This window comes from Streptomyces sp. NPDC002886, from assembly GCF_042888445.1.
Taxonomy (GTDB): Bacteria; Actinomycetota; Actinomycetes; order Streptomycetales; family Streptomycetaceae; genus Streptomyces.
The window spans coordinates 911,177-931,704 of sequence record NZ_JBIAPV010000004.1; the positions used below are offsets into that span (position 1 = coordinate 911,177).

Genomic DNA, 20,528 nt, shown 5'->3' on the forward strand with positions numbered 1-20,528 from the left:
AGCGGCAAGACGGGCCCGACGATCGCATCGATCGCGATCACCGAGCCCACCCGCGACGCACGTCAGCGTCTCTTGGCCGTCCAGTTGGCTAGTCAGCCGCAGAATACGCCTCGTCGGCTACGGCACCTCGACCACGGTCTCGCAGGAGCCGCCGGACGCGATCGAATCCGTGCCCGGGAGCGTCGGACCGCCGTTGGCGTCGCCCGCGCAGACGTCCGTGTCGCTGCCGCCGGAGAGGATGTCGCTGCCGGAGCCGCCGACCACGGTGTCGTTGCCGGAGCCGCCGGAGAGCGCGTCGTCGCCGGCCCCGCCCTTGACGCTGTCGTTGCCGCTGCCGCCGCTGAGGGCGTCGTTGCCGTCACCGCCGTCGAGGTAGTCGTTGCCGCTGCCGCCGGACACGGCGTCGTTGCCACCGAACGTGCAGATCGTGTCGTTGCCCCCGTTCCCGGCGACGGCGTCGTTCCCGTTGCCGGTCACGATCACGTCGGAGCCGCTCGTACCGCTCACGATCCCGTTGCCGGTGATCGTGGCGGCGAGACCGTTGCAGCCGGTCGAGACGTTGATCGTCACGGTCGCGATGTTGGAGTCGACCGTGCCGTCCGTTGCCTTGTACGTGAAGCTGTCGCTTCCGGTGTAGGCGCTGGTGGGCTGGTAGCTGAACGAGCCGTCCGGGTTGAGCGTGAGGGTGCCGTGCGTCGGGCCGGTCACGAGGGACGCCGTGAGCGTGTTGCCGTCGGGGTCCGTGTCGTTGCCGAGCACACCGGGAGCGCCGACGACCAGCGGGGTGTCCGCCCCGACGTGGCCGTACGAGTCGTTGGCGGCCGTCGGCGTCCGGTTCGTCGCGTTGAGCAGCACCGACGCGTCCTTGACGAACGTCGCCGAGCTGTTGCTGTTGGCGGTGACGACGTCGGGACGCCCGTCGCCGTTGAGGTCGGCCACCGCGGTGGCCTGCGGGTTGGTACCACCGTTGAGCCCGAATGCGAGCGGGCTGCCGAAGGCACCCGTGCCGTCGCCCTCGAACACCGCGACCTCGTTCGAGCCGTAGCTGGAGACGACCAGGTCGACGTGGCCGTCGCCGTTCAGGTCGGACACCGAAGCGGAGGTGAGGTTCGACCCCGCCGACAGCGGGTTCGCGGTACCGAAGCCGCCCGTCCCATCGCCCAGCAGCACGGCGACGCGACCCGGCGTGCCGGGTGCCACGAGGACGGCGTCCGGCTTGCCGTCCTCGTTGACGTCGGCGAGCTTGAGCTTGGACGCCAGTGTCAGGCCGGCCGCGACGCTCGACGCGGTACCGAAGCCCCCGTCTCCGTCACCCGGCAGCACGGAGAGGGTCCCGCTCGATGCGTTCGACGTGACGAGATCCAGGTGTCCGTCGCCGTCGAGATCGGCAGCCGCGACGCCCTGCGGGTTGGTGCCGCCGTTCAGCCCGAATCCGGTCGCGGCGCCGAACGTGCCGTCGCCGTTGCCGAGCACGACCGAGACGTTGTTCGTGTTCGCGTTGTTGGTCGCGAGGTCCGGCTTGCCGTCCTCGTCGAAGTCGCCCACGGCGACGCCGAACGGGAAGCGCGCGACACACGGGTTGTCGCCCGTGGTGTCGCACCCGGGCGTCGGGTTGAGTTCCACCACCGCTCCGGCGCCGAGAGCACCGGAACCGTCGCCGAGCCAGACCAGAGCGACGTTGCCGCGCGCGTCCTGGCTGACGACGTCCTTGTGGCCGTCGCCGTTGACGTCGCGGATCTCCGCCGAGTTGAGGAAGCGGCTCGTCGAGGTCAGCGGCGCCGCGTACTTGGTCACACCACCGAAGCTGCCGCCGCCGGACCCGAGGAACACACCGAGGCCTTCGGTGCGGATCGCCGTCACGAGGTCCGGCGTCCCGTCGTTGTCGAGGTCCCCGATCGCGACGGCGGAGCTGCCGCGGCCGTTGTCGTCGAGGTTCGCCGCGGTCGCGAAGCCGGTCGTGTTGGTGCCTGTCGCCGAGGCCGGGGTCGCGGCCATCACGACGGTCGCCACCGCGAAGACGAGCGCCGGGATTCGGCGTGACCGCCTGCGCGTGACCGCGCCTGAGGTGCCGGCCGACGTGAGGTGGCGACGTGGTGATCTATGCATGGGTGAGGACCCTCCTAAGGGCCTGATGAATGGGAATGGGTTACACGGCTCGGCCTGACGGCCGGCGATCGGCGATCGGCGAAATGCCGTGCCGATCGCTATCGGTCCGGCCGGAATTCACGGCGGGATGGCGTCGGGTGACCGACGACGCTAGTCAGTGATTGACAACCGGGGTAGCAAAGCGAGCCATTCGCCTCATGCGGTCTGCCGGGACGCGCACTCCGGCGGTTCTGCCGTCGGCGGTCACTGGGACCGCCGCCGAGGATCCCCCGAGCCCGGACTGTCGGCGGGCGCTGCTCGCGCCCGCCGACAGTCCGTTGCCCGGCGTTCCGGATCGCCTAGTAGCCGTAGGCGGCGAGGGTCCCCTGGACGGTGCCGTCGAAGTCCCAGTCGTTGGTGAACAGGTCGCTCCAGATGGCCGCCGCGCCGGCGTGTCCACCGCTCAGGGCGACGCCGTACTGCTCGATGTCCCCGTAGCCGGAGTACGCGCTGGCATTGAGCTCGGTCCACGTGTTGGGGTCATTGGCCGTGGTGCCGCTCAGCGAACTCGACGACCAGCTCACGTTCACGACGTTCGACTTCGCGACGAGACCCAGCTGGGTGTTTCCGCCGGCGTTCGCCGTCACCGCGCCGCGCACCTGGCTGATCCCTGATTCCAGGCGCACCTTGCACGCCGCGCCCGCGCTGTCACACGCGCTTCCCCGGAACACGTTCTGACCCGCTCCGCTGTCGGTCCACGGGAACCCGGCCTGCACCAGAGCCTGCTTGGACGCGGCACCGAACGGTGCGGAAGCCGGGTCGGCCACCGCGATCCGCTTCCCGCTCCCCGTCAGCCAGCTCACCACTTGGGAGATCGTCGTGGGAGCGCCGGAGATCGGCGAGGCATCACAACGAGGCGACTGGGCCTTGCCGTTGCCGCTGCCATTGACGTCCGAACCCAACGCCAGCGGGGGGCTTCCCGCGTTGGACGGGTCGTCACCCTTGGTCGAGCCCGCCCAGCTGCCGCTACAGCTGTAGATCGCCAGGCGTCCTATGGCCACGAGGTGCTTGCTGTTGACATCGCCGTTGCACTCGACGGACCCGCTCGCCGTGCACGTCCCGCCATCCGAGGTCGGGATGACCGCGTCCACGTTGGTCTCGTCCGCCGACAGGAACGCATCGATGTGCAAAGGCCCATTGACGCAGTTGTTCGAGGCGGCGGGATTGCAGGTGGTGTAGGGGCCGGCGCTCTTCAGCTGCTGACGCAGGCTTCCCGAGGTGATCCCCCGCATCGTCGACGTATCGATCACCGGCTTGTTCCAGAACCCGCCGATCTGCGAAGCGGGGTTCGCCACGAACGGCGTGAACGACTTGTAGGTCGCGATGTAGGTCCTCAGATCCTTCAACGCGGGGTACATATTGTTCGCGACGCCGACCTCCGAGTCCGTGGTCGCGGACGCTGCCGGTGCCGCGGCGGTGATCAGCGCCGTCGCGAGGGCACCCACCGCGAACGCGTTCCGGACCCGGCGCATCGCGGTGCGGACGGAGTTCGGACCGCTTCGAGCGCGGCTGAACCTTGATTGCATCTGCTACTCCTAGTTGTTCTGACTCGCGGCGACTGCCGGACGGTCACCCTGCTGATGGGTCCAGGCGAATGCCGGAAACTCATGGGCATCTGCGAGGTTTCCGGCATGAAGGTGCCGCACGCGCCTAGATGGTGCTCACGTGGGGCTCCAGTAGTCAATCTCTGACAACTCCACTTGCTGTGGATCTAATGCACGTATCCAGACTGCAACGGGCCTGGTGGGCGAGTGTCGTCGGGCCGCTGCAGGAAGCAGAGAAGAGACTGGCGGCACGATGGGCAGAGGCGCGGTATGGCAGTGGTGAGCAGATGGTCGGGCTCGCGCGCGATCAGGCGGGGTGTGCTGGTTCTCGCCGTGGTCGCAGTGGCACTGGGCGTCGCGGTGTTCGTACGCGGTGGGTCGGATACGGCTCCCCGAGCCCAGAGGCCCGACCGCGAGTGGTGCACGCCGGGTACCCCGCGCACCGTGCTCTGCCCGAACAACAAGTCGTTCGACGCAGAGGAATACGCCACTCACGGCGACGCCTTCGACTGCATCAACTTCGCCAATCAGGCGGATGCCCAGGCCGTGTTGCGGGCCGACCCCAGCGATCCGAATCACCTTGACGACGGAGGCGGCGTCGCGTGTCGCGGATTGCCGGAACCGCGCGATGCCAAACCGATTCCGCAGATCGCGCAGCAGTTCAAGTGCCGTCCCGGCGACGCCCGTAGCGGACTCTGCCCGCAGCCGGATCGAGCCTTCGAGGCTCGCTACTTCCTGCGCCACGGCAACGACGCCTACGACTGCCAGGACTTCGCCAGCCAAGCGGACGCGCAGGCCGTCCTGCGCTTCGCGCCGTCCGACCCGAATCACCTTGACGGCGAACGGAAGGGCATCGCATGCCCGGATCTGCCGGAACCCAAGGACGTCAAGCCCGTGCGACGGGGAACACCGTGACGCGGCGAGGGCTCGCGCGTCCGCTCGGGCTGGACGTGACCCATCGATTGAAGGAAACCCCGACTGTCATGAGACCGGACCATCGTCTGTTCCCCTTGCGCGCCAGACGCGAAGACGGCTTCACACTCATCGAGTTGCTCGTGGTCATCGTGATCCTGGGCGTCCTCGCGGCCATCGTGGTGTTCTCCGTCAGGGGCATCGGCGACAAGGGCCGCGGGAACGCGGTCGCCGCGGACGCGGCTACCCTGCGGACAGCGGAAGAGTCCTACTGCGCGAAGCACGGGCACTACGGGACCATCGATGATCTGAAGACCGACGGGCTGCTGGCCGGCGAACCGGCCTACAACATGGTGGCGGTCGGCGAGGAGAACAAGTGCGGGCGGGGCGCGAAGTCGTCGTTCACGCTGTATGACTTGTCACCGTCGAAGCCCACAGGTGATCCGATCCCGGCGGGCCGGCGTCCGACGGACCTCGCGGTCGATGAGAAGACCAACCGCGTGTACGTCGTTTCCGACACCGACAACACCGTGACGGTGATCGACGGCAAGACCGACAAAGCGATCGGTGCTCCGATCGACGTCTCCGGCGCGGTGTCGAACCCGATCCGGATCGCGATCGACTCCGGCACGGGGCGTGTCTACGTCGGGGGTACGAACAGCGTCGCGATCATCGACACGGCCAATGGCGATCAAGTGACCCGCGTCGACTTCCCGGGGATCGTCAGCGGCCTGGCCGTCTCGCCCGAGAACGGCGACGTCTACGTCGGCGGTGGTCCCAACCCGAACACCCCGGCGGTCGCCTATATCGCGGCCGGCAGCTCATCGGCGACGCTGATCCCTCTGCCCGCCGGGGGTCTCCTCGCGTCCGCAGCCTCCGGCATGGACTTCTCCTTTGACGCCGCGCGTCACACGGTGTACTTCGCGAAGCAGGGAGCCGGCCAGAACGCGAGCGCCAACATCGGCCTCTTCGCCATCTCGACGCAGACCCATGAGGTCAGGGTCGTAGCGGACTTCCCGACCAAGGCCTGCACCAGGGCCAACGGCTACGGACACCTCTCGCCCACCTCCGTCAAGGGCGTGACGGTCGTCGACCCGAACCGCAACTTCGTCTATCTCCTTGCCAGTAGGTGCGTTCAGGACCCGAAGAGTACCGTCGGGGTGAAATCAGTCGGGACGACGATCGTCCTGAACCTCACCGACGGCAAGTCAACGGAGATCAACGAACACCCGGATACGAATACCAGTCCTTTCTACGCGGTCTACAACGCCTCGGCAGCGTCGGTCTTCACCTTTTCCACCACCAAGGGGGAAGGAGAATGCGGCCAGTCCGGCGGCCTGATCACCCTGATCCAGGGAAACGCGGTCACGACGCAGGCGCCGGCCTGCGGAAACTCGGGTGCCGCCGCGAACCCGGCGCACAAGCTCACCGTGCTGAAGAATTCCAACAGGGTCTTCGTCTCACAGCAATTGACAGACGTCGCGCCGGGCGGCCTCGCGGTGACCGACGGCACCACGATGCTGACGCAGGCTCCACTCGGCAGGCCTCACCAATTCGGCTCGCTGGCCGTGAACAACACCACGGCGAAGCTGTACGCACTCGATCCGGCAAACGGGAATGTCAGGGTGTTCCGGACGGGATCGGCCTAGGACCATGGCAGACCAGTCACGCACCGACCACAAGGGCCGGTATCACCGGCTGCGACCGGGTCGTCGTACCTCCATCGCGGCCATCGGTGTGATCGCGGCGATCACATTGACCGCGTGCACCGGCAATGACGCCCCGAAGCACACGTTCGACGTCGCTCCGTACGTGAACAAGGGGCACGTGGCCGACTGCGACGCGTTCAAGGCCCAGGCCGACGCGCAAGCGGTGCTGCGGGCGGACGCACTCGACCCGAACGAACTCGACCGGGACGGCGACGGCATCGCGTGCCCGAGCCTCCCCAAGCCGACGGACAAGAAGCCGGTCCACCGCGACTTCATGACCGATCTCGACGGTGCCCCGATCACCGAGCCGGTCGACCCGTCGTCGACGTAGCAACGATCGACGTAAGGCCCCTCCCCGTTCGTCCTTCCGGGAGGGGCCCGCGTGCGTGAGGGCGACGGCCGCGATGGCGGCGGCGAGCCGGTAGCCGTAGAGCGGCCCGCGGGAAACACCCGCCCGGATGGTCGTTAGGCTCGCGCCATGTCTAACAGTCTCGGTTTCAGGTGCTCACGCTGCGGCGACCACCACGCGGAACTCCCCATGAGCTACTCGGCCATGGCTCCTGACGTCTGGGAACCCGCCTTCGAGAGTGATCCGGACAGCACGCTGTCGTCCGACCAGTGCGTGATCAAGGGACAGCACTTCTTCGTCCGGGGCCTGATCGAGATACCCGTGATCGGCGGTGAGGACGTCTTCTCGTGGGGCGTCTGGGTCTCTCTGAGCAGGGACAACTTCTCCCGTGCCCTCGACGTGTGGAACACGGAGGGGCGTGAGGCGGAGAAGCCGTACTTCGGCTGGCTCAGCACCGAGCTCGCGCTCTACTCGGAGAGCACCACCGACCTGAAGACCAACGCCCACACCCGACCGGTCGGCAGGAGGCCCCTCATCCAGTTGGAGCCCACCGACCACCCGCTCGCCGTCGAACAGCGCACCGGAATCACGCGGGACCGCGTGCGCGAGATCGCCATGGCCGTACTGCATCCGGCCTGACGGGCCGCGGACCAGACCCGCCAGTACGCGACGCGCCGACGGCGCGCCGCTCTGCCGGCCTCGAGACCGGGCACGGTTCATCCAAACCGCACCTAGGAGCCCACTGGTCGAATCAACAAGCATTTGCTAGTTGATTCACAAAGATAGCCTCGCGGATGCAAGATGGTGTCGTGAGGTTGCCGGGGCCGGATGAGCTGGAGGAGCCGAGGATGACAGCGGGCTCGGAGCAGGTGGACGGTGTGTGCGATCCGCACGCGATGGGCCGGAGCACGGCCGCCGGGTCAGGATCCGCGGGCCCGTGACGCCCGGCCCCGGCGAGGTTAACGCCGCCGGCTGGGAACGGTCGCGGCTCTGGTCGCAGCGGCCGTAGCGGCACCGCACCCGCCCGCACCCTGCGACGTCGGTACCTCCGGCGGGCGGCGGGCACATCCCCCTGTTCCTGCTCACGAGGCGAGGTAAGGACCCATGAATACGCGCACCCGCGACGGCGGCGCCGGCGATGTCGACTACGGCACCATCGGCGCCGAATACGCCTCCTACCGCCAACCCGACGCGCGGATAGCCCAGTTCATCGCCGAGGCCCTCGCCGGTGCGCAGGCCGTCCTCAACGTCGGTGCCGGCGCCGGTTCCTACGAGAGCGCCGCCCGCTCCGTGACCGCCGTCGAGCCTTCCGAGTCCATGCGCGCCCAGCGTCCGGCCCGCCTCGCACGCGCCGTCGACGCCGTCGCGGAGGACCTGCCGTTCGCCGACGGGGAGTTCGACGCGGCGATGACGCTGTTCAGCGTGCACCAGTGGAGCGACGTCGCGGCCGGCCTGCGCGAGATGCGGCGCGTCACCCGCGGCCCGGTGGTCGTCCTGACCTGCGACCCGAAGCTCGTACGCGACTTCTGGCTGTACGAGTACGCCCCCGAGGTCCTCGACACGGAAGCCCGCCGCTTCCCGCCCATCGAGGACATGGCCGCCGCCCTCGGCGGAACCGGCACCATCCAGACGGTCCCGATCCCCCTGGACTGCACCGACGGTTTCAACGAGGCCTACTACGGGCGTCCGGACATGCTCCTCGACCCCGCGGTCCGCCAGGCCTGCTCGGCATGGAGCTTCATCGACGACGGCGTCCGCGAACGCTTCGACGAACGGCTCCGCCGCGATCTGGAGTCCGGGGCCTGGGACGAGCGCTACGGGCACCTGCGCACGCAGCCCACGTACGAGGGTTCGTTGGTCATCGTGCGCGCGAATCCGTGACGACGAACAGGACCAGGACCACGCCCGAGGGCCCCGCACCGGCCGGTGTGGGGCCCTCGGGCGTGACGCGGGGGCGATCAGGCGGTGGCGAGGGAGATCTCGGTCGACTTGATCAGCGCGACGACGGAGGATCCGGCGGCCAGGCCGAGGGCCTCGACGGCGTCCTTGGTGATGGCGGCGGTCAGCTCGCCACCCTCGACGGAGACCTTGACGGAGCCCATGGCGCCACCGGTCGCGACGTCGGTGACGGTGCCCGCGATCTGGTTGCGGATGGAGATGCCCTCGACCGGACCGGTGGCGAGGGAGACCTCGGTGGACTTCACGAGCGCCTTGACGGCGGTGCCCTCGGCGAAGCCGAGGTCCTTGACGGCGTCGGTGGTGATCGCGGCGGTGATGTCCTGACCGCCGGCCAGGCGGACCTTCACCGTGGACATGGCCTCGCCGGCCGTGACGGAGGTGATGGTGCCGGGGATCTGGTTACGGATGCTCAGGCTCATGGAGTTGGCGCCTCGCCTTGAATGGGTGGGGAAAGCGACCTGTTGGCCGCCACGAAGATCACGCTATCCGCAGCGGTCCCCCGCTGCTGGACGCCTATCTCATCCGCTAGGCGAACAACCCGTATGACATGGCATTTTCCGTCCATTCGACCATCTCGACCATTCGGGACGTTCGACCGTGCCCCATGGGGCCCCGCACTCCGGGCACGGCGCTCACCACCCCGATCCACCAGAATCGGCATTTGCGGCACACTTTTACAATTTCAGCTCGCAGATACCGGCAACTATGGCGCGTTCGCCTCTTGGATGATTTACTGCATTCAGACCGGCCCGCGTGGCCGGTTTCCGTATCCAGAACCAGTCGCCCTGCCCGGTCGACAGTTGGTTCACTGGGCACGAACACCCGCCCCTGGGCTGCTTGCGGCTCTCGCTGCCACAGCGGGCGCGGTGGAGGAAGCCCCTGCTTGCCGATCGCGGTGTTCGGCGGGCGGGGGCTCCGTCATGCCATGGAGTTCGCGCCGACGGCGCGCGGCAGGCGGCAGGCGAACCCCTCGCAGGGTCTGGCATATGCGCCACCATTCGCGTCATCATTGCGCATGTGCGGCTCAAGACTGCCGCAACAGCTTGCACGTAAGGAGTTGCCGGTGGCCGTCGTCGTCCTGCAGCACACACCTGGGGCTGCACCCCAGACCATCGCCGCCGCCATCGAAGCCGCCGGCCTGGAGCTGCGCGTACACCAGGCCTGGGCGGGCGACCTGCCGGACGGCCTCGCCGGGGTCGACGCCCTGGTGGTGACGGGCGACCCCACGACCACCCGCACCCAGGAGGGCGCCACGACGAGGGGCGCCGAGCTCACCCTGCTGCGCGGCGCGCTGGCGGCGGAGGTTCCCGTGCTCGGGGTCGGCCACGGCGCTCAGCGACTGGCCCTGGCGGCCGGCGGTACCGCCGTCTCCGCGCCGGAAGCGCACCTCGGCTGGGGCCCGCTGGCGATCGCGCCCGCAGCCGCCTCCGACCCGCTGTTCGCCGGGGCACCCGGGCAGAGCCGGGTTCCGCACCTGCAGGGCGACCTCGTCGAGCTCCCCGCGCAGGCGGTGGTCCTGGCCGCGGACGACCGCCAGGCCGTCCAGGCGTTCCGCATCGGCGGTAGCGCCTGGGGCCTGCGGTTCCCCCTCGAACCCGACTCCGGAGCAGGGGAACCGGCCCCGGAGGAACCGGGCGCGTCCGCCGTCCCGGAGACGTGGCGGGAGCGCCTGCTGGCACGATTCACCGACCTTGCCGCAGGCCGCGCCGAGCACACCGCCACCCGCGCCTTCTTCACGCAGCGGGCCGGCTCCTGGGAGGACCGCTTCGCCTACCAGACCCCGGCCTACGATGCCGCGGTCGCCCGCATGGCACTGGAACGCGGCCAGACCGCGGTCGATCTGGGCTGCGGCACCGGACGGGCCATGCCCGCCCTACGCGCCCAGGTCGGCGCCGAGGGAACGGTGCTCGGCGTGGACGTCACCCACGCGATGCTCGCCTCGGCCGCCCGCATCGGCCGCGGCGGCTGGGGACAACTCCTCCTGGCGGATTGCACCCAACTCCCCCTGCCCTCGGCGTCGGTGCACGGGATCTTCGCGGCGGGACTCCTCGACCACCTGCCCCACCCGCGTGCCGCGTTGCGCGAATGGGCACGCGTCAGCGCGGCCGACGGCACCCTCCTCCTGTTCCACCCGGCGGGCCGAGCCGAGCGGGCGGCCCGGCACGGCCGCCCCGTCAGCCCCGACGACCCGCTCGCCGAACCCAACCTCCGGCCGACGCTGCACGCCACGGGCTGGAAGCTGACGGTCTACGACGACGCCGAGCAGTACTTCCTCGCCCGCGCCATCCTCACGGGATGACCGTGCCGCCCAGGAACCCCATCACGGGGTCGATGCCCGCTCCGTCTCCGAGCCGAACCAGCTGTGGGTCGGTGTAGTCGATCCTGTGGTCGACGGTGGACAGCACTGACACACACCAGTACGGGAAACCGCCGGCCGCCGAGTCGGCTGAACCCGGGCGCACTTGGCGTTCTCAGCGCCGGGACCGCGGCCCGGCCCCGCCGCCCGCCCGCGCCTGGGCGGCGGCAATGCCTCGAAAGGGTGGTCCGCCCGGTCGAACAATCGCCGGTGCCCGCTGCCCGGCCGGCACTTGACCGACCGTCCAGACTGGGACATCCGTTCACGGTCTGCCCCCGGATCGGCCGTTACGAGCCGGAATCCGGGCCGTTCTTGGAGCATACGTACCCCTGACTCCCCCATCCGGAGGATCCCGTGCATCCCAGCTCCGTCCCTCGGCTCACCCGGCCCACCCGGCCCGCAATCGAACAGCGCGAGAGCGAATGCCGCCCCCGGCCGTCCTCCGGGCATCGGCTTGGCGCCGTCGGCCGGGTCCGCCGCACCGCACGACCGGATGCGGAGGTGGGGAAATGATCCGGTCCAAGGAACAGGCGGCGGAGGAGACGCCCGCTGCCGCCTCGGTGTCGGACTCCGAGCGGCTGCTGTTCGGCGGGGAGCTCGCGTACGACGTCGGCTGGGACCAGCACGAGGGGGCCTGGCTCAAGCTGGGGCTTTGGGCCATGGCCAAGGGCTTACCCCGGATGATCGGCACGGGGCTGCGGCTCGCGCACCTGGCCGACGCGCGCGCCCTGCGCGTCGTACTCGGCGCCGAGGTGGGGCGCGGCATCGCGCAGGCGGCCGGGCTGGTCGCGGTCAATGCCGTCCTGGGGCACATACTCGCCGGGGGTGGCACGAACGAGCGTCTGAGCAGCGCGTTCCCGGCACTGGCGGTCGTCGCCGTCGCCGCGCTGCTCGGTTCGCTGCTGCGGTCCGCGTCCACGGCCGCCACCGGTGAGCTGGAGCCGAAAGTGCAGCGGGTCGCCACCGAGCAGTACCTGGGGCTGGTGCACCGGGTGGAGCTCGCGGCGATCGAGGACGACGAGTTCCACCGGCTGCTGGACGCCGCCCGCTACGGGGCCGACTCCGCCCGGCGCATGATCCGGTACTGCACCAACACGTTGAACTCCGGGATCTCCCTGGTCGCCGCGGCCGGTGTGCTCACCGTGCTGCACCTCGGACTTCTGCCCCTGCTCGTGCTGATGACCCTGCCGAGCGGATGGCGGTCCCTGACGATCTCCCGGCAGCGCTACCTCTCCTTCCACGCCTTCGTCCAGCACGCACGGGCCGGACACCTCCTGGGGCAGCTGCTGACCCAGCGGGAGGCGGCCGCCGAGGTCCGTGTCCACGAGGTCGGGCCCTTTCTCCTCGGTCACTTCCGGGAGATGGCCGAGACGAGCGAGCGCGAGCAGACCCGCCTGGCCCGCAACGCGGCGAAGATCGGCCTGATCGCCGACGGCGCGTCCGGCGTCGCCACCCTGCTCACGTACGGGGCGCTGGGGCTGCTGCTGTGGAGCGGGCGGATGGACCTCGCGGTCGCGGGCACCGCGGTCCTGGCCATCCGCACCGGGTCCTCCAGCCTGGACGGTCTCGTGCTGCAGATGGCCGACCTGCACCAGGAGTCCCTGTTCGTCGCCGACTTCGAGCGCCTGTGCACGGAGGCGAAGGCGCGGGCCATCCCCGAGAGCGGTGTGGACCTGCCCGAGCGGGTGCGGGAAGTCCGGTTCGAGAAGGTCACGTTCACCTATCCCGGCAGCGGGGGCCACGTGCCCGACCCCACGCTGCGGGAGGTGTCGATGGCCTTCCCCATGGGCAAGGTCATCGCCCTGGTCGGGGAGAACGGCTCCGGCAAGTCCACGGTCGTCAAGCTCCTGGCCGGCCTCCACCAGCCCGATCAGGGCGGAGGAACGGTCTGGTGGGACGACGTGGACGCCGCCGCCGCCGACCGCGGCCAGATCTTCGCCCGCGTCGGGCTCATGTCGCAGTCCTTCTTCCGGTGGCCCTTCACCGTCCGCGTCAACATCGGCATCGGAAATCCGACCGTCCCGATCGACGACCGGGCGGTGCGGGAGGCCGCGGCGTTCTCCGGCGCCGACCGGTTCATCGCCGGCCTGCGCCGCGAACTCTCCACTCTGCTCGGGCGCGGCTACAGGGGTGGCCAGGAAGCCTCCGGCGGTGAGTGGCAGATGGTCGGGATCGCCCGCGCCTGGTACAAACGCGCTCAGATCCTGGTGGTCGACGAGCCGACGAGCGCCCTCGACGCCGTCGCCGAACAACGCGTCTTCGACCGGATCCGGGCCCTGGCCGCGGCCGGCCAGACCGTCGTACTGATCACCCACCGCCTGCACTCCGTACGGCACGCGGACGTCATCCACGTCATGAAGGACGGACGACTCGCCGAGTCCGGGACCTTTTCCGAGCTCATGGACGAGAACACCGGTACGGGCACGGGGGACTTCCGGACCGCGTACCGGATCCAGGCCGCCGCGTTCGCCGACACCCTGCCCGGCCCGCGCGGGGAATCCGCCGCGGCCGACGCGGAGGAGGTGTCGTGACGCGGATGCTTGAGCCGTTGCCCCGCCCGGGCCGCCGGTCCACCCGGCCGCGGACCGGGCCCCGCCCGTGCACTCCCGGGATCGGCGGTGTCGGTAGCGTGGACAGCCGCCGCATGGGGTGTCCATGTGTCCTGTGTCCCTGTGTGCGGGCCGGTCCGTGCGGGGCTTCCGTTGGAGAGTGTGAGGCTGCGATGAATGAGCTGACGAAGCCCGAGGTCGAGGTTCCGGAGGGTGCCGCTCCCGCCGAGCTGACCATTCGGGACCTGGTCGTCGGGGACGGGCCCGAGGTCACGTCGGGCATGGTGGTCAGGGTCCACTACGTCGGGGTGACCTTCGAGTCCGGCAAGGAGTTCGATGCCTCCTGGGACCGGGGCGAGCCGTTCAAGTTCGCCTTGGGCGGCGGCCGGGTCATCAAGGGCTGGGACCGCGGGGTGAAGGGGATGCGGGTCGGCGGTCGGCGCGAGATCGTCGTTCCCCCGCGTCTCGGCTACGGCAACCAGTCGCCCTCGCGGCTGATCCCGGCGGGCTCGACCTTGGTCTTCGTGGTGGACCTGCTGGACTGCTATTCCGGCACGACCGGGTGGAGCAAGGGCTAGGTCGTCTCTTTCGGATCTTGTCGGCCGAGTCCGCGGGCCCGGCAAGATCCGAAAGAGACGGCCTAGGCCCTGAGGGCGGCCCCCTTCAGTTCGCCCGCAGGGGTGGATCCCTGACTCGGAGGGCTTAGTGCGGACCGCGCCTCGGGCGGACCGCGCGCGGGCGGGACGAAGCTGCTGCCTGCTCGTTCGCGCCGACGCGACTCGGAGGTCCGTACGCCCATGACCCGCTCCTGCCCCAGACCATCTGAAGATCTCCTCCGCCCCGGCCGGCCCGGAGGGCGGGCGGGCAGGGTGGTGGCGGCCTCGGCGGCTGCCGCCCTGGCGCTGGTGCTCGCGCTGCCCGGCACCGCGCTGGCGGCTCCGGGGGACCTGGACCCCGCCTTCGCCGGCTCCGGCAAGGTGCAGACGTACTTCCCCGACGACGGCGGGCCTTGGGACTACGCCGAGGGTCTGGACGTCGCCCGGCAGGGTGACGGCAAGCTGGTCGTGGCCGGGCGGGTGACAGGGCCGGGCGTCCCCTTCGACATGGCGCTGATCCGGTACAACGCCAACGGCAGTGTCGACACCGGGTTCGGTGGCGGGGACGGCCGGGTGACGAGCGACTTCGGGGGTGACGACCAAGCCGAGGCCGTGGCGGTACAGCCCTCCGACGGGAAGATCGTGGTGGCCGGCCGTACGGAGGTCCCGGACGAGGGCGGCGGCTGCTGCTTCTTCTCCCTCGCCCGCTACAACGCCGACGGCTCGCCCGACCAGGGCTTCGGCTCGGCCGGACTCGTGCGCGTCGACGCGTTCGGCAGCGCCTCGGGCGCCGCCGACCTGGTCGTCCAGCCGGACGGAAAGATCCTCGCGGTGGGCCTGAGCGGCGGGGCGGGCTTCGCGCTGGCCCGCCTCAACCCGGACGGCAGTCCCGACCCGTCCTTCGGCGGGGACGGCACCGTGGTGGCGGGCTTCGCCCCCGCCTTCCCCGGGGACGCGGGCGGCCAGGCCACCGGCCTGGCGCTCCGGCCGGACGGCAGGTTCGTCGCGGTCGGCTACGTGGGCAGTACCGCCTTCGACTTCGGTGTGGCCCGCTACCTGTCCGACGGCAGCCTCGACACGTCCTTCAGCGGCGACGGCATGGCCACCGCGGACTTCGGCGGCACGGACTTCGGCCGGGCCGTGGCGGTCCAGTCCGACGGCGCGGTCGTCGCCGCCGGGTCGACCAACACCGGTTTCGCACTGGGCCGGTTCACCGCCGGCGGCAGTCCCGACCCCGCCTTCGGCACCGGCGGCAAGGTCACCACCGTCTGGCCCCTCAGCACGGCGGTGGCGTACGACATGGCGCTCCAGCAGGACGGGAAGATCCTCGTCGGCGGCACGGCCGACGACCCGGACAGCCAGGAGGCCTCCGACTTCGCCCTCGCCCGCTACCTGCCCGGCGGCAGTTTGGACACCGGCTTCGGCGGCGGTGACGGCCGGGTGTACACCGGCATGCTGGGCGGGGAGGAGATCCGGGGCCTGCTCGTGCAGCCCGACGGGAAGACCGTGGCGGCGGGCCTGGCCGGGCTGGGGGCCTTCGGCATCGCCCGCTACGAAGGGGGCGGCGGCACTCCCCCTCCGCTCCCGACGGCCGACCTGTCGGTGACGAAGACCGGCACGACGACCGTGAGCATCGGCGACCAGGCCTCCTACACGGTGCGGGTCTCCAGCGCCGCGACGTCCACCGTGACCGCGACGGGCGTGACCCTCACCGACACGCTCTCGGGAGCCGGCGGCACCCTCCTATCGGCCGTTCCCTCCCAGGGCACCTGCACGACCACGGCGACCGGGGCGAACTGCGCTCTGGGCAGCCTCGCACCGGGGGCGAGCGCCACGGTCACGGTGACGGCCGAGCCGCGTGCCACGGGCACCCTGACGGACGACGCCTCCGTCACCGCCTCGACCCAGGACCCGAACGCGGGCAACAACAGCGCGGGCGCGTCGACCTCGGTGAACAACTCCCGCGGCTGCACGATCATCGGCACCAGCGGTACGGACACGCTGAACGGCGGCTACTCCAACGACGTGATCTGCGGCCTCAGCGGCAACGACACCGTCCGCGCGAGCTACGGCAACGACACCGTCCACGGCGGCCCGGGCAACGACGACATCGACGGGGGCTTCGGCGACGACACGCTGGTCGGCGGTCCGGGCAACGACACCCTCACGGGCTACTACGGCAACGACCGTCTGACCACCACGGACGGCGTCGGCGCCAACGACACCGCCAACGGCGGCATGGGAACCGACACCTGCGCCACCGACCCGGGCGACACCCGCGTCAGCTGCCCCTGACCGTTGGCACCGCACCCCGAAGGAGCGGCAGATGACCGATACGACGATGATCGACCTCGAACCGCAGTGCCGGATCGTGGCCCGGCTCGCGGCGAGCGTCCCGGACGCCTTGCTCACCGGCCCGACGCCCTGCCCCGAGTACGCGGTCCGCGACCTGCTGGGCCACGTCACGGGGCTGGCCGTCGCCTTCCGTGACGCCGGCCGCAAGGACCTGGGCCCCACGACGGACACGGCCCCCGGCACGGCCGCACTCGCCCTGCCCGCCGGCTGGCGGGAGGAACTGCCCAGGGTGCTCGCCGAGTTGGCGGAGGCTTGGAGGGATCCGGAGGCCTGGACCGGCATGACCCGTGCGGGCGGCGTGAACCTGCCGGGCGAGATCGCGGGTCGGGTGGCCGTCAACGAACTGGTCATCCACGGCTGGGACCTGGCGCGGGCCACCGGCCAGGAGTACGCGCCCGATCAGGCCGCGCTGCGGAGCTCGTACGCGTTCCTCCGGGCGACGGCGGAGGAAGAGGGCGGCGGCGGGGGCATCTTCGGCCCCGTCGTCCCCGTACCGGACGACGCCCCGCTTCTCGACCGGGCGGTCGGGCTGAGCGGGCGTGATCCGGGCCGCCGGCCGGGCGGTACGGGGTGACGGGCTGACCAGGTGACGCGTTCGGCGACGGGGGCCGCCCCGGCGGCCCCCGTCAGTAGGCGGACCGGCGCTTGCCCCGCCGGCGGCGCGGGTACGGCAGGAGCCGGGGCGGGCGTCGGGCGGCCACGTCCTCGACCCAGCCGAAGGTCAGCACCAGCAGACCGACCAGCGGTATCGCCACCAGCAGCGTGAACCACTGGCTGGACAGCAGCCACTTGAGGTTGTCGTAGACGAAGGGGACGCTCCAGAGCGGGTCGATCAGCGGGATCGCGGCAACCAGGGCCACCTGGTGCCACAAGTAGACGCTGACCGCGCGCGAGTTGAGCAGGCTGACCAAGCCGTTCCAGCGTTCCAGAACTCTGGGCCACTGGTCCCAGGACGGGCTGACGTGGAGCAGGATGGCGACGAAGCCCAGGGACCACAGGGCCTGGGCGATCGGCCAGGCCTCGATGTCGGTCGGCACGGTCGGGTCGACCGGCCGGGTCTGCAGGTACCAGAGGCCGGCCACCATGACCAGCGGTGCGATGGACGGCAGGACGTACTGCGGGATCCTCTTGAGCAGCCCCTCCTGATGGGCCATGCCGAGGATCCAGCAGGAGCCGAACATGGCGAAGTCGTTGGCGGTCTCCCAGACCCGGCCGTAGACGAACTCCTGGTCGGGGAAGAACGAGTTCATGACGATCAGCACCGCCAGGGGGCTGAACAGCGTCACCCACGGAAGCCTGCGCAGCGCCCGGAGCATCAGCGGGGAGAGCAGCACGTACCACAGGTACGCCCGGAGGTACCAGAGCGGGACGGTGACCTGCAGGGCCCAGCCGCCCTCCGTCAGCCCGAGACCGGGCAGGGATTCCGCGTACGGCGGGGTGCTCAGCGGCAGGATCCAGAACGCCATCTTGGCCCACCACCAGGTGGGGTGGCCGTCGGAGTCGGGGCCCCAGCCGTCGAGGAGCTGGAGGGCGATCAGGACCGCGCCGAACAGCCACATCGGCGGCAGCAGGCGGCGCAGTCGGCCGCGGATCACGCCGAGGGCGGGACGGCTGAGCGAGCGGGCCATCAGCGAGCCGGCCAGCGCGAACATCACGCCCATCGACGGAAAGAGGAGGGGCAGCCAGAACCAGCCGAAGTTGTGGTAGAAGATCACGCGCACGAGGGCCAGTGCGCGCAGCAGGTCGAGGTAACGGTCCCGGCCGCCCTTGCGCGGGGCCGGATCCGCGGTGACATCCGGATCGGGATCCGGCGCCGGATCCGCACCCGGCCCCTGGAGCGGAAGGGTGAGGACCCTCAGCTGGACCGTGTCCCGGATGCGCCCGGGGTCGGTGTACGCGCTCACGGTCGGACCTCCACGGGTACGGCGACCTCACCGGTGCGCCGGAGCTTCTGCCAGCGCAGGCGGCCACCGGTCATCGCCGTGATCGCGGACTGCAGCAGGACGATGTACATCAGCTGCCGGTAGACCAGCTGCTGGATCGGCAGGCTGATCAGGTACCAGGGCTTCTCGCCGTCCAGGTGGAAGGCGTACCAGGACAGTGCCGCCTGGAGCAGGATGAAGCCGCCCCAGCTGGCGAGGGTGATGCCCGCGTCCCCGAAGAACACGCCGTACAGCAGGAACATGTCGACCAGCGGCGCCAGCAGCGGGGCGACCACGCCGAACAGCACGACGAGCGGCAGCCCGATCCGGCCGAAGCGCTTGGCCGGGCCGCTGGAGGTCACCGCGTGGCGGTGCTTCCACATCGCCTGCATGCTGCCGTAGCTCCAGCGGTACCGCTGGGACCAGAGCTGCTGGAGGCTGACGGGTGCCTCGGTCCAGGCGCGGGCGTGCTCGGCGTAGACGATCCGCCAGCCGTCGCAGAGCACCGCGATGGTGATGTCGGTGTCCTCGGCGAGGGTGTCCTCGCTCATCCCGCCGACCCGCCGCAGGGCCTCCTTGCGGAAGGCGCCGACGGCGCCGGGGATGGTCTGGATGACGTTCAGCATGTCGTACATCCGGCGGTCCAGGTTGTGGCCGAGGACGTACTCGATGTGCTGCCAGGCGCCGATCAGGCTGTCGCGGTTGCCGACCTTGGCGTTGCCCGCGACCGCGCCGATCGCCTCGTCGCCGAAGGGCTGGACCAGCTCGCGCACGGTGGACGGTTCGAAGACGGTGTCCCCGTCCATCATCACGATGATCTCGTGGGAGGCGGCCGCGATACCGGTGTTGAGGGCGCTGGACTTGCCGCCGTTGGCCTGGCGGATCAGGCGGACGAACGGCAGGTTCATCGCCTCGACGATGTCCGCGGTGCCGTCCGAGGAGCCGTCGTCGATGACGATCACCTCGATCGGATGATCGCTGACGGCCAGGGAGTTGAGAGTGTTGGCTATGCACTCGCGCTCGTTGTACGCCGGGACCAGCACGGTGACCGTCCCGGTGACGGGCGGTCCCCAGGCGTCGCGTTTCTTGGCGCGGCGGGCGTGGAGCGGTGCGAGCACGAGCATCAGGCCGAACCGGCCGAAGTTGAGGAAGCCCACGAGGGCCAGCAGCCCGACCAGCACCGGCAGGGTGTGCACGGCGAACTGGGTGGCCCAGATGTAGCCCTTGCCCGCCCACAGCTGGTACCCGGTCACCGGCACGGTGGCGCTGGAGGCGCCGAGCGCGTCGGAGATGGTGGTGAAGCGGTAGCCCTGGGCCTTCAGCTTGTCGATGATCTGCTCGAGCGCGGCGATGGTCTGGGTACGGTCGCCACCCGCGTCGTGCAGCAGGATGAGCGCGCCCGCGCCGGGCTTGGACGGCATCGCCGCCTTGACGATCTCCTCGACACCGGGGCGCTTCCAGTCGTCGGTGTCCCGGTCGATGAACGCGGTGAGGTAGCCGCGTGCGCCGACGTACTTGATCACCGGGTAGTTCCAGTCGTCCATCGCCGTGGCGTCGGAGGAGTACGGCGGGCGGAACAGCGCGCTGTGCACGCCGGCGACGCCGGCCAGCGCGAGCTGCGTCTGCGCCAGCTCCCAGCTGATCCGGGTCTTGGACTGGTACACCAGGTCGGGGTGGGTGAAGGTGTGCACGCCGAGCTCGTGGCCGCCCGCGACGATCTGCCGGATCAGCTCCGGGTTGCGGGTGGTCATGGCACCGGTCACGAAGAAGTCCGCGCGGACGTCACGGTCCGCGAGCACGTCCAGGATCTTCGGAGTCCACTGCGGCGAGGGGCCGTCGTCGAAGCTCAGGACCGCGGTGCGGTCCGGGATGTGATAGCTCACGGGCTTCTCGTTCTTGCTGCCGCGCGCGTCGATGACCGGACCACCCTTGAGCAGGTTGTTCGGCACGGTCGTCTTGTCGACCGAGATCGCGATCCGGTCGTCGTGGAAGGCCTCGTTGGTGGCGAGGCCGCGCAGGACGAGAAGCGCGAGCAGGCACGCCAGCAGCGACAGCGGCATGAAGAAGCGCAGCGGCGGCGCGGCCAGTCGGCGCGGCCTGAGCAGGGACTGCCGGCGGCGCTGATGGCGGGA

At 70.3% G+C, this 20,528-nt stretch carries 16 protein-coding genes; 10 read left to right on the forward strand and 6 right to left on the reverse strand.

Features of this window, described 5'->3' with window-relative positions; all coding sequences use genetic code 11:
* Nucleotides 1-117 precede the first annotated feature (117 nt).
* Entirely contained in the window at nt 118-2,010 is a 1,893-nt protein-coding gene (locus ACFYYB_RS22465; protein WP_389437010.1) for an FG-GAP-like repeat-containing protein, read from the reverse strand.
* Between the two features lie 434 nt (nt 2,011-2,444).
* Entirely contained in the window at nt 2,445-3,590 is a 1,146-nt protein-coding gene (locus ACFYYB_RS22470) for a hypothetical protein (RefSeq protein WP_389437011.1), read from the reverse strand.
* Between the two features lie 417 nt (nt 3,591-4,007).
* On the opposite strand from ACFYYB_RS22470, the gene ACFYYB_RS22475 reads away from it, so the two are divergent.
* From ACFYYB_RS22475 to ACFYYB_RS22495, 5 genes are all read left to right on the forward strand, one after another.
* The gene (locus tag ACFYYB_RS22475; protein ID WP_389437013.1) at nt 4,008-4,604 is read left to right on the forward strand and encodes a hypothetical protein; all 597 of its coding nucleotides are present in this window, start codon (nt 4,008-4,010) and stop codon (nt 4,602-4,604) included.
* 68 nt (nt 4,605-4,672) lie between these two features.
* Complete coding sequence (locus ACFYYB_RS22480; RefSeq protein WP_389437014.1) at nt 4,673-6,250, forward strand: prepilin-type N-terminal cleavage/methylation domain-containing protein; 1,578 nt, start codon at nt 4,673-4,675, stop codon at nt 6,248-6,250.
* A gap of 4 nt (nt 6,251-6,254) precedes the next feature.
* Nucleotides 6,255-6,641 carry an excalibur calcium-binding domain-containing protein gene (locus tag ACFYYB_RS22485; protein WP_389437015.1) on the forward strand — a complete coding sequence of 129 codons (387 nt, stop codon included), beginning with the start codon at nt 6,255-6,257 and terminating at the stop codon, nt 6,639-6,641.
* 147 nt (nt 6,642-6,788) lie between these two features.
* Complete coding sequence (locus ACFYYB_RS22490) at nt 6,789-7,298, forward strand: DUF2199 domain-containing protein (RefSeq protein ID WP_389437016.1); 510 nt, start codon at nt 6,789-6,791, stop codon at nt 7,296-7,298.
* Nucleotides 7,299-7,763: 465 nt separating this feature from the next.
* A complete protein-coding gene (locus ACFYYB_RS22495; RefSeq protein ID WP_389437017.1) occupies nt 7,764-8,540 on the forward strand; it encodes a class I SAM-dependent methyltransferase in 777 nt (258 codons plus the stop codon).
* Nucleotides 8,541-8,617: 77 nt separating this feature from the next.
* Here the strand turns inward: ACFYYB_RS22495 and ACFYYB_RS22500 are convergent, their stop codons facing one another.
* Complete coding sequence (locus ACFYYB_RS22500) at nt 8,618-9,037, reverse strand: molybdopterin-binding protein (protein WP_389437018.1); 420 nt, start codon at nt 9,035-9,037, stop codon at nt 8,618-8,620.
* Nucleotides 9,038-9,681: 644 nt separating this feature from the next.
* Here ACFYYB_RS22500 and ACFYYB_RS22505 point away from each other — a divergent pair.
* On the forward strand, nt 9,682-10,917 hold the full coding sequence (locus tag ACFYYB_RS22505; protein ID WP_389437020.1) for a methyltransferase domain-containing protein: 1,236 nt from the start codon (nt 9,682-9,684) through the stop codon (nt 10,915-10,917).
* Here ACFYYB_RS22505 and ACFYYB_RS22510 read toward each other — a convergent pair.
* Complete coding sequence (locus ACFYYB_RS22510; RefSeq protein ID WP_389437021.1) at nt 10,907-11,029, reverse strand: hypothetical protein; 123 nt, start codon at nt 11,027-11,029, stop codon at nt 10,907-10,909. The genes ACFYYB_RS22505 and ACFYYB_RS22510 overlap by 11 nt on opposite strands.
* A gap of 454 nt (nt 11,030-11,483) precedes the next feature.
* On the opposite strand from ACFYYB_RS22510, the gene ACFYYB_RS22515 reads away from it, so the two are divergent.
* The 4 genes from ACFYYB_RS22515 (at nt 11,484) to ACFYYB_RS22530 (ending at nt 17,048) form a co-directional block, all read left to right on the forward strand.
* Nucleotides 11,484-13,505, forward strand: coding sequence for an ATP-binding cassette domain-containing protein (locus ACFYYB_RS22515; protein WP_389437022.1), 2,022 nt, complete (start codon nt 11,484-11,486; stop codon nt 13,503-13,505).
* Between the two features lie 191 nt (nt 13,506-13,696).
* Complete coding sequence (locus tag ACFYYB_RS22520) at nt 13,697-14,101, forward strand: FKBP-type peptidyl-prolyl cis-trans isomerase (protein WP_389437023.1); 405 nt, start codon at nt 13,697-13,699, stop codon at nt 14,099-14,101.
* 291 nt (nt 14,102-14,392) lie between these two features.
* Entirely contained in the window at nt 14,393-16,414 is a 2,022-nt protein-coding gene (locus ACFYYB_RS22525) for a calcium-binding protein (RefSeq protein ID WP_389437024.1), read from the forward strand.
* A 31-nt stretch (nt 16,415-16,445) separates the two neighbouring features.
* Nucleotides 16,446-17,048, forward strand: a complete 603-nt coding sequence (locus ACFYYB_RS22530; RefSeq protein WP_389437025.1) for a TIGR03086 family metal-binding protein — start codon at nt 16,446-16,448, stop codon at nt 17,046-17,048.
* Nucleotides 17,049-17,100: 52 nt separating this feature from the next.
* Here ACFYYB_RS22530 and ACFYYB_RS22535 read toward each other — a convergent pair whose 3' ends face one another.
* Complete coding sequence (locus tag ACFYYB_RS22535) at nt 17,101-18,378, reverse strand: acyltransferase (protein ID WP_389437026.1); 1,278 nt, start codon at nt 18,376-18,378, stop codon at nt 17,101-17,103.
* Entirely contained in the window at nt 18,375-20,468 is a 2,094-nt protein-coding gene (locus ACFYYB_RS22540) for a bifunctional polysaccharide deacetylase/glycosyltransferase family 2 protein (RefSeq protein WP_389437238.1), read from the reverse strand. The genes ACFYYB_RS22535 and ACFYYB_RS22540 overlap by 4 nt, the downstream gene beginning before the upstream one ends.
* Nucleotides 20,469-20,528 lie beyond the last annotated feature (60 nt).

Coding starts and splice junctions, on each gene's coding strand:
- ACFYYB_RS22495 (WP_389437017.1), top strand. CDS start 7,764: ATGAATACGCGCACCCGCGACGGCGGCGCCGGCGATGTCGACTACGGC.
- ACFYYB_RS22485 (WP_389437015.1), top strand. CDS start 6,255: ATGGCAGACCAGTCACGCACCGACCACAAGGGCCGGTATCACCGGCTG.
- ACFYYB_RS22515 (WP_389437022.1), top strand. CDS start 11,484: ATGATCCGGTCCAAGGAACAGGCGGCGGAGGAGACGCCCGCTGCCGCC.
- ACFYYB_RS22520 (WP_389437023.1), top strand. CDS start 13,697: ATGAATGAGCTGACGAAGCCCGAGGTCGAGGTTCCGGAGGGTGCCGCT.
- ACFYYB_RS22500 (WP_389437018.1), bottom strand. CDS start 9,037: ATGAGCCTGAGCATCCGTAACCAGATCCCCGGCACCATCACCTCCGTC.
- ACFYYB_RS22480 (WP_389437014.1), top strand. CDS start 4,673: ATGAGACCGGACCATCGTCTGTTCCCCTTGCGCGCCAGACGCGAAGAC.
- ACFYYB_RS22490 (WP_389437016.1), top strand. CDS start 6,789: ATGTCTAACAGTCTCGGTTTCAGGTGCTCACGCTGCGGCGACCACCAC.
- ACFYYB_RS22530 (WP_389437025.1), top strand. CDS start 16,446: ATGACCGATACGACGATGATCGACCTCGAACCGCAGTGCCGGATCGTG.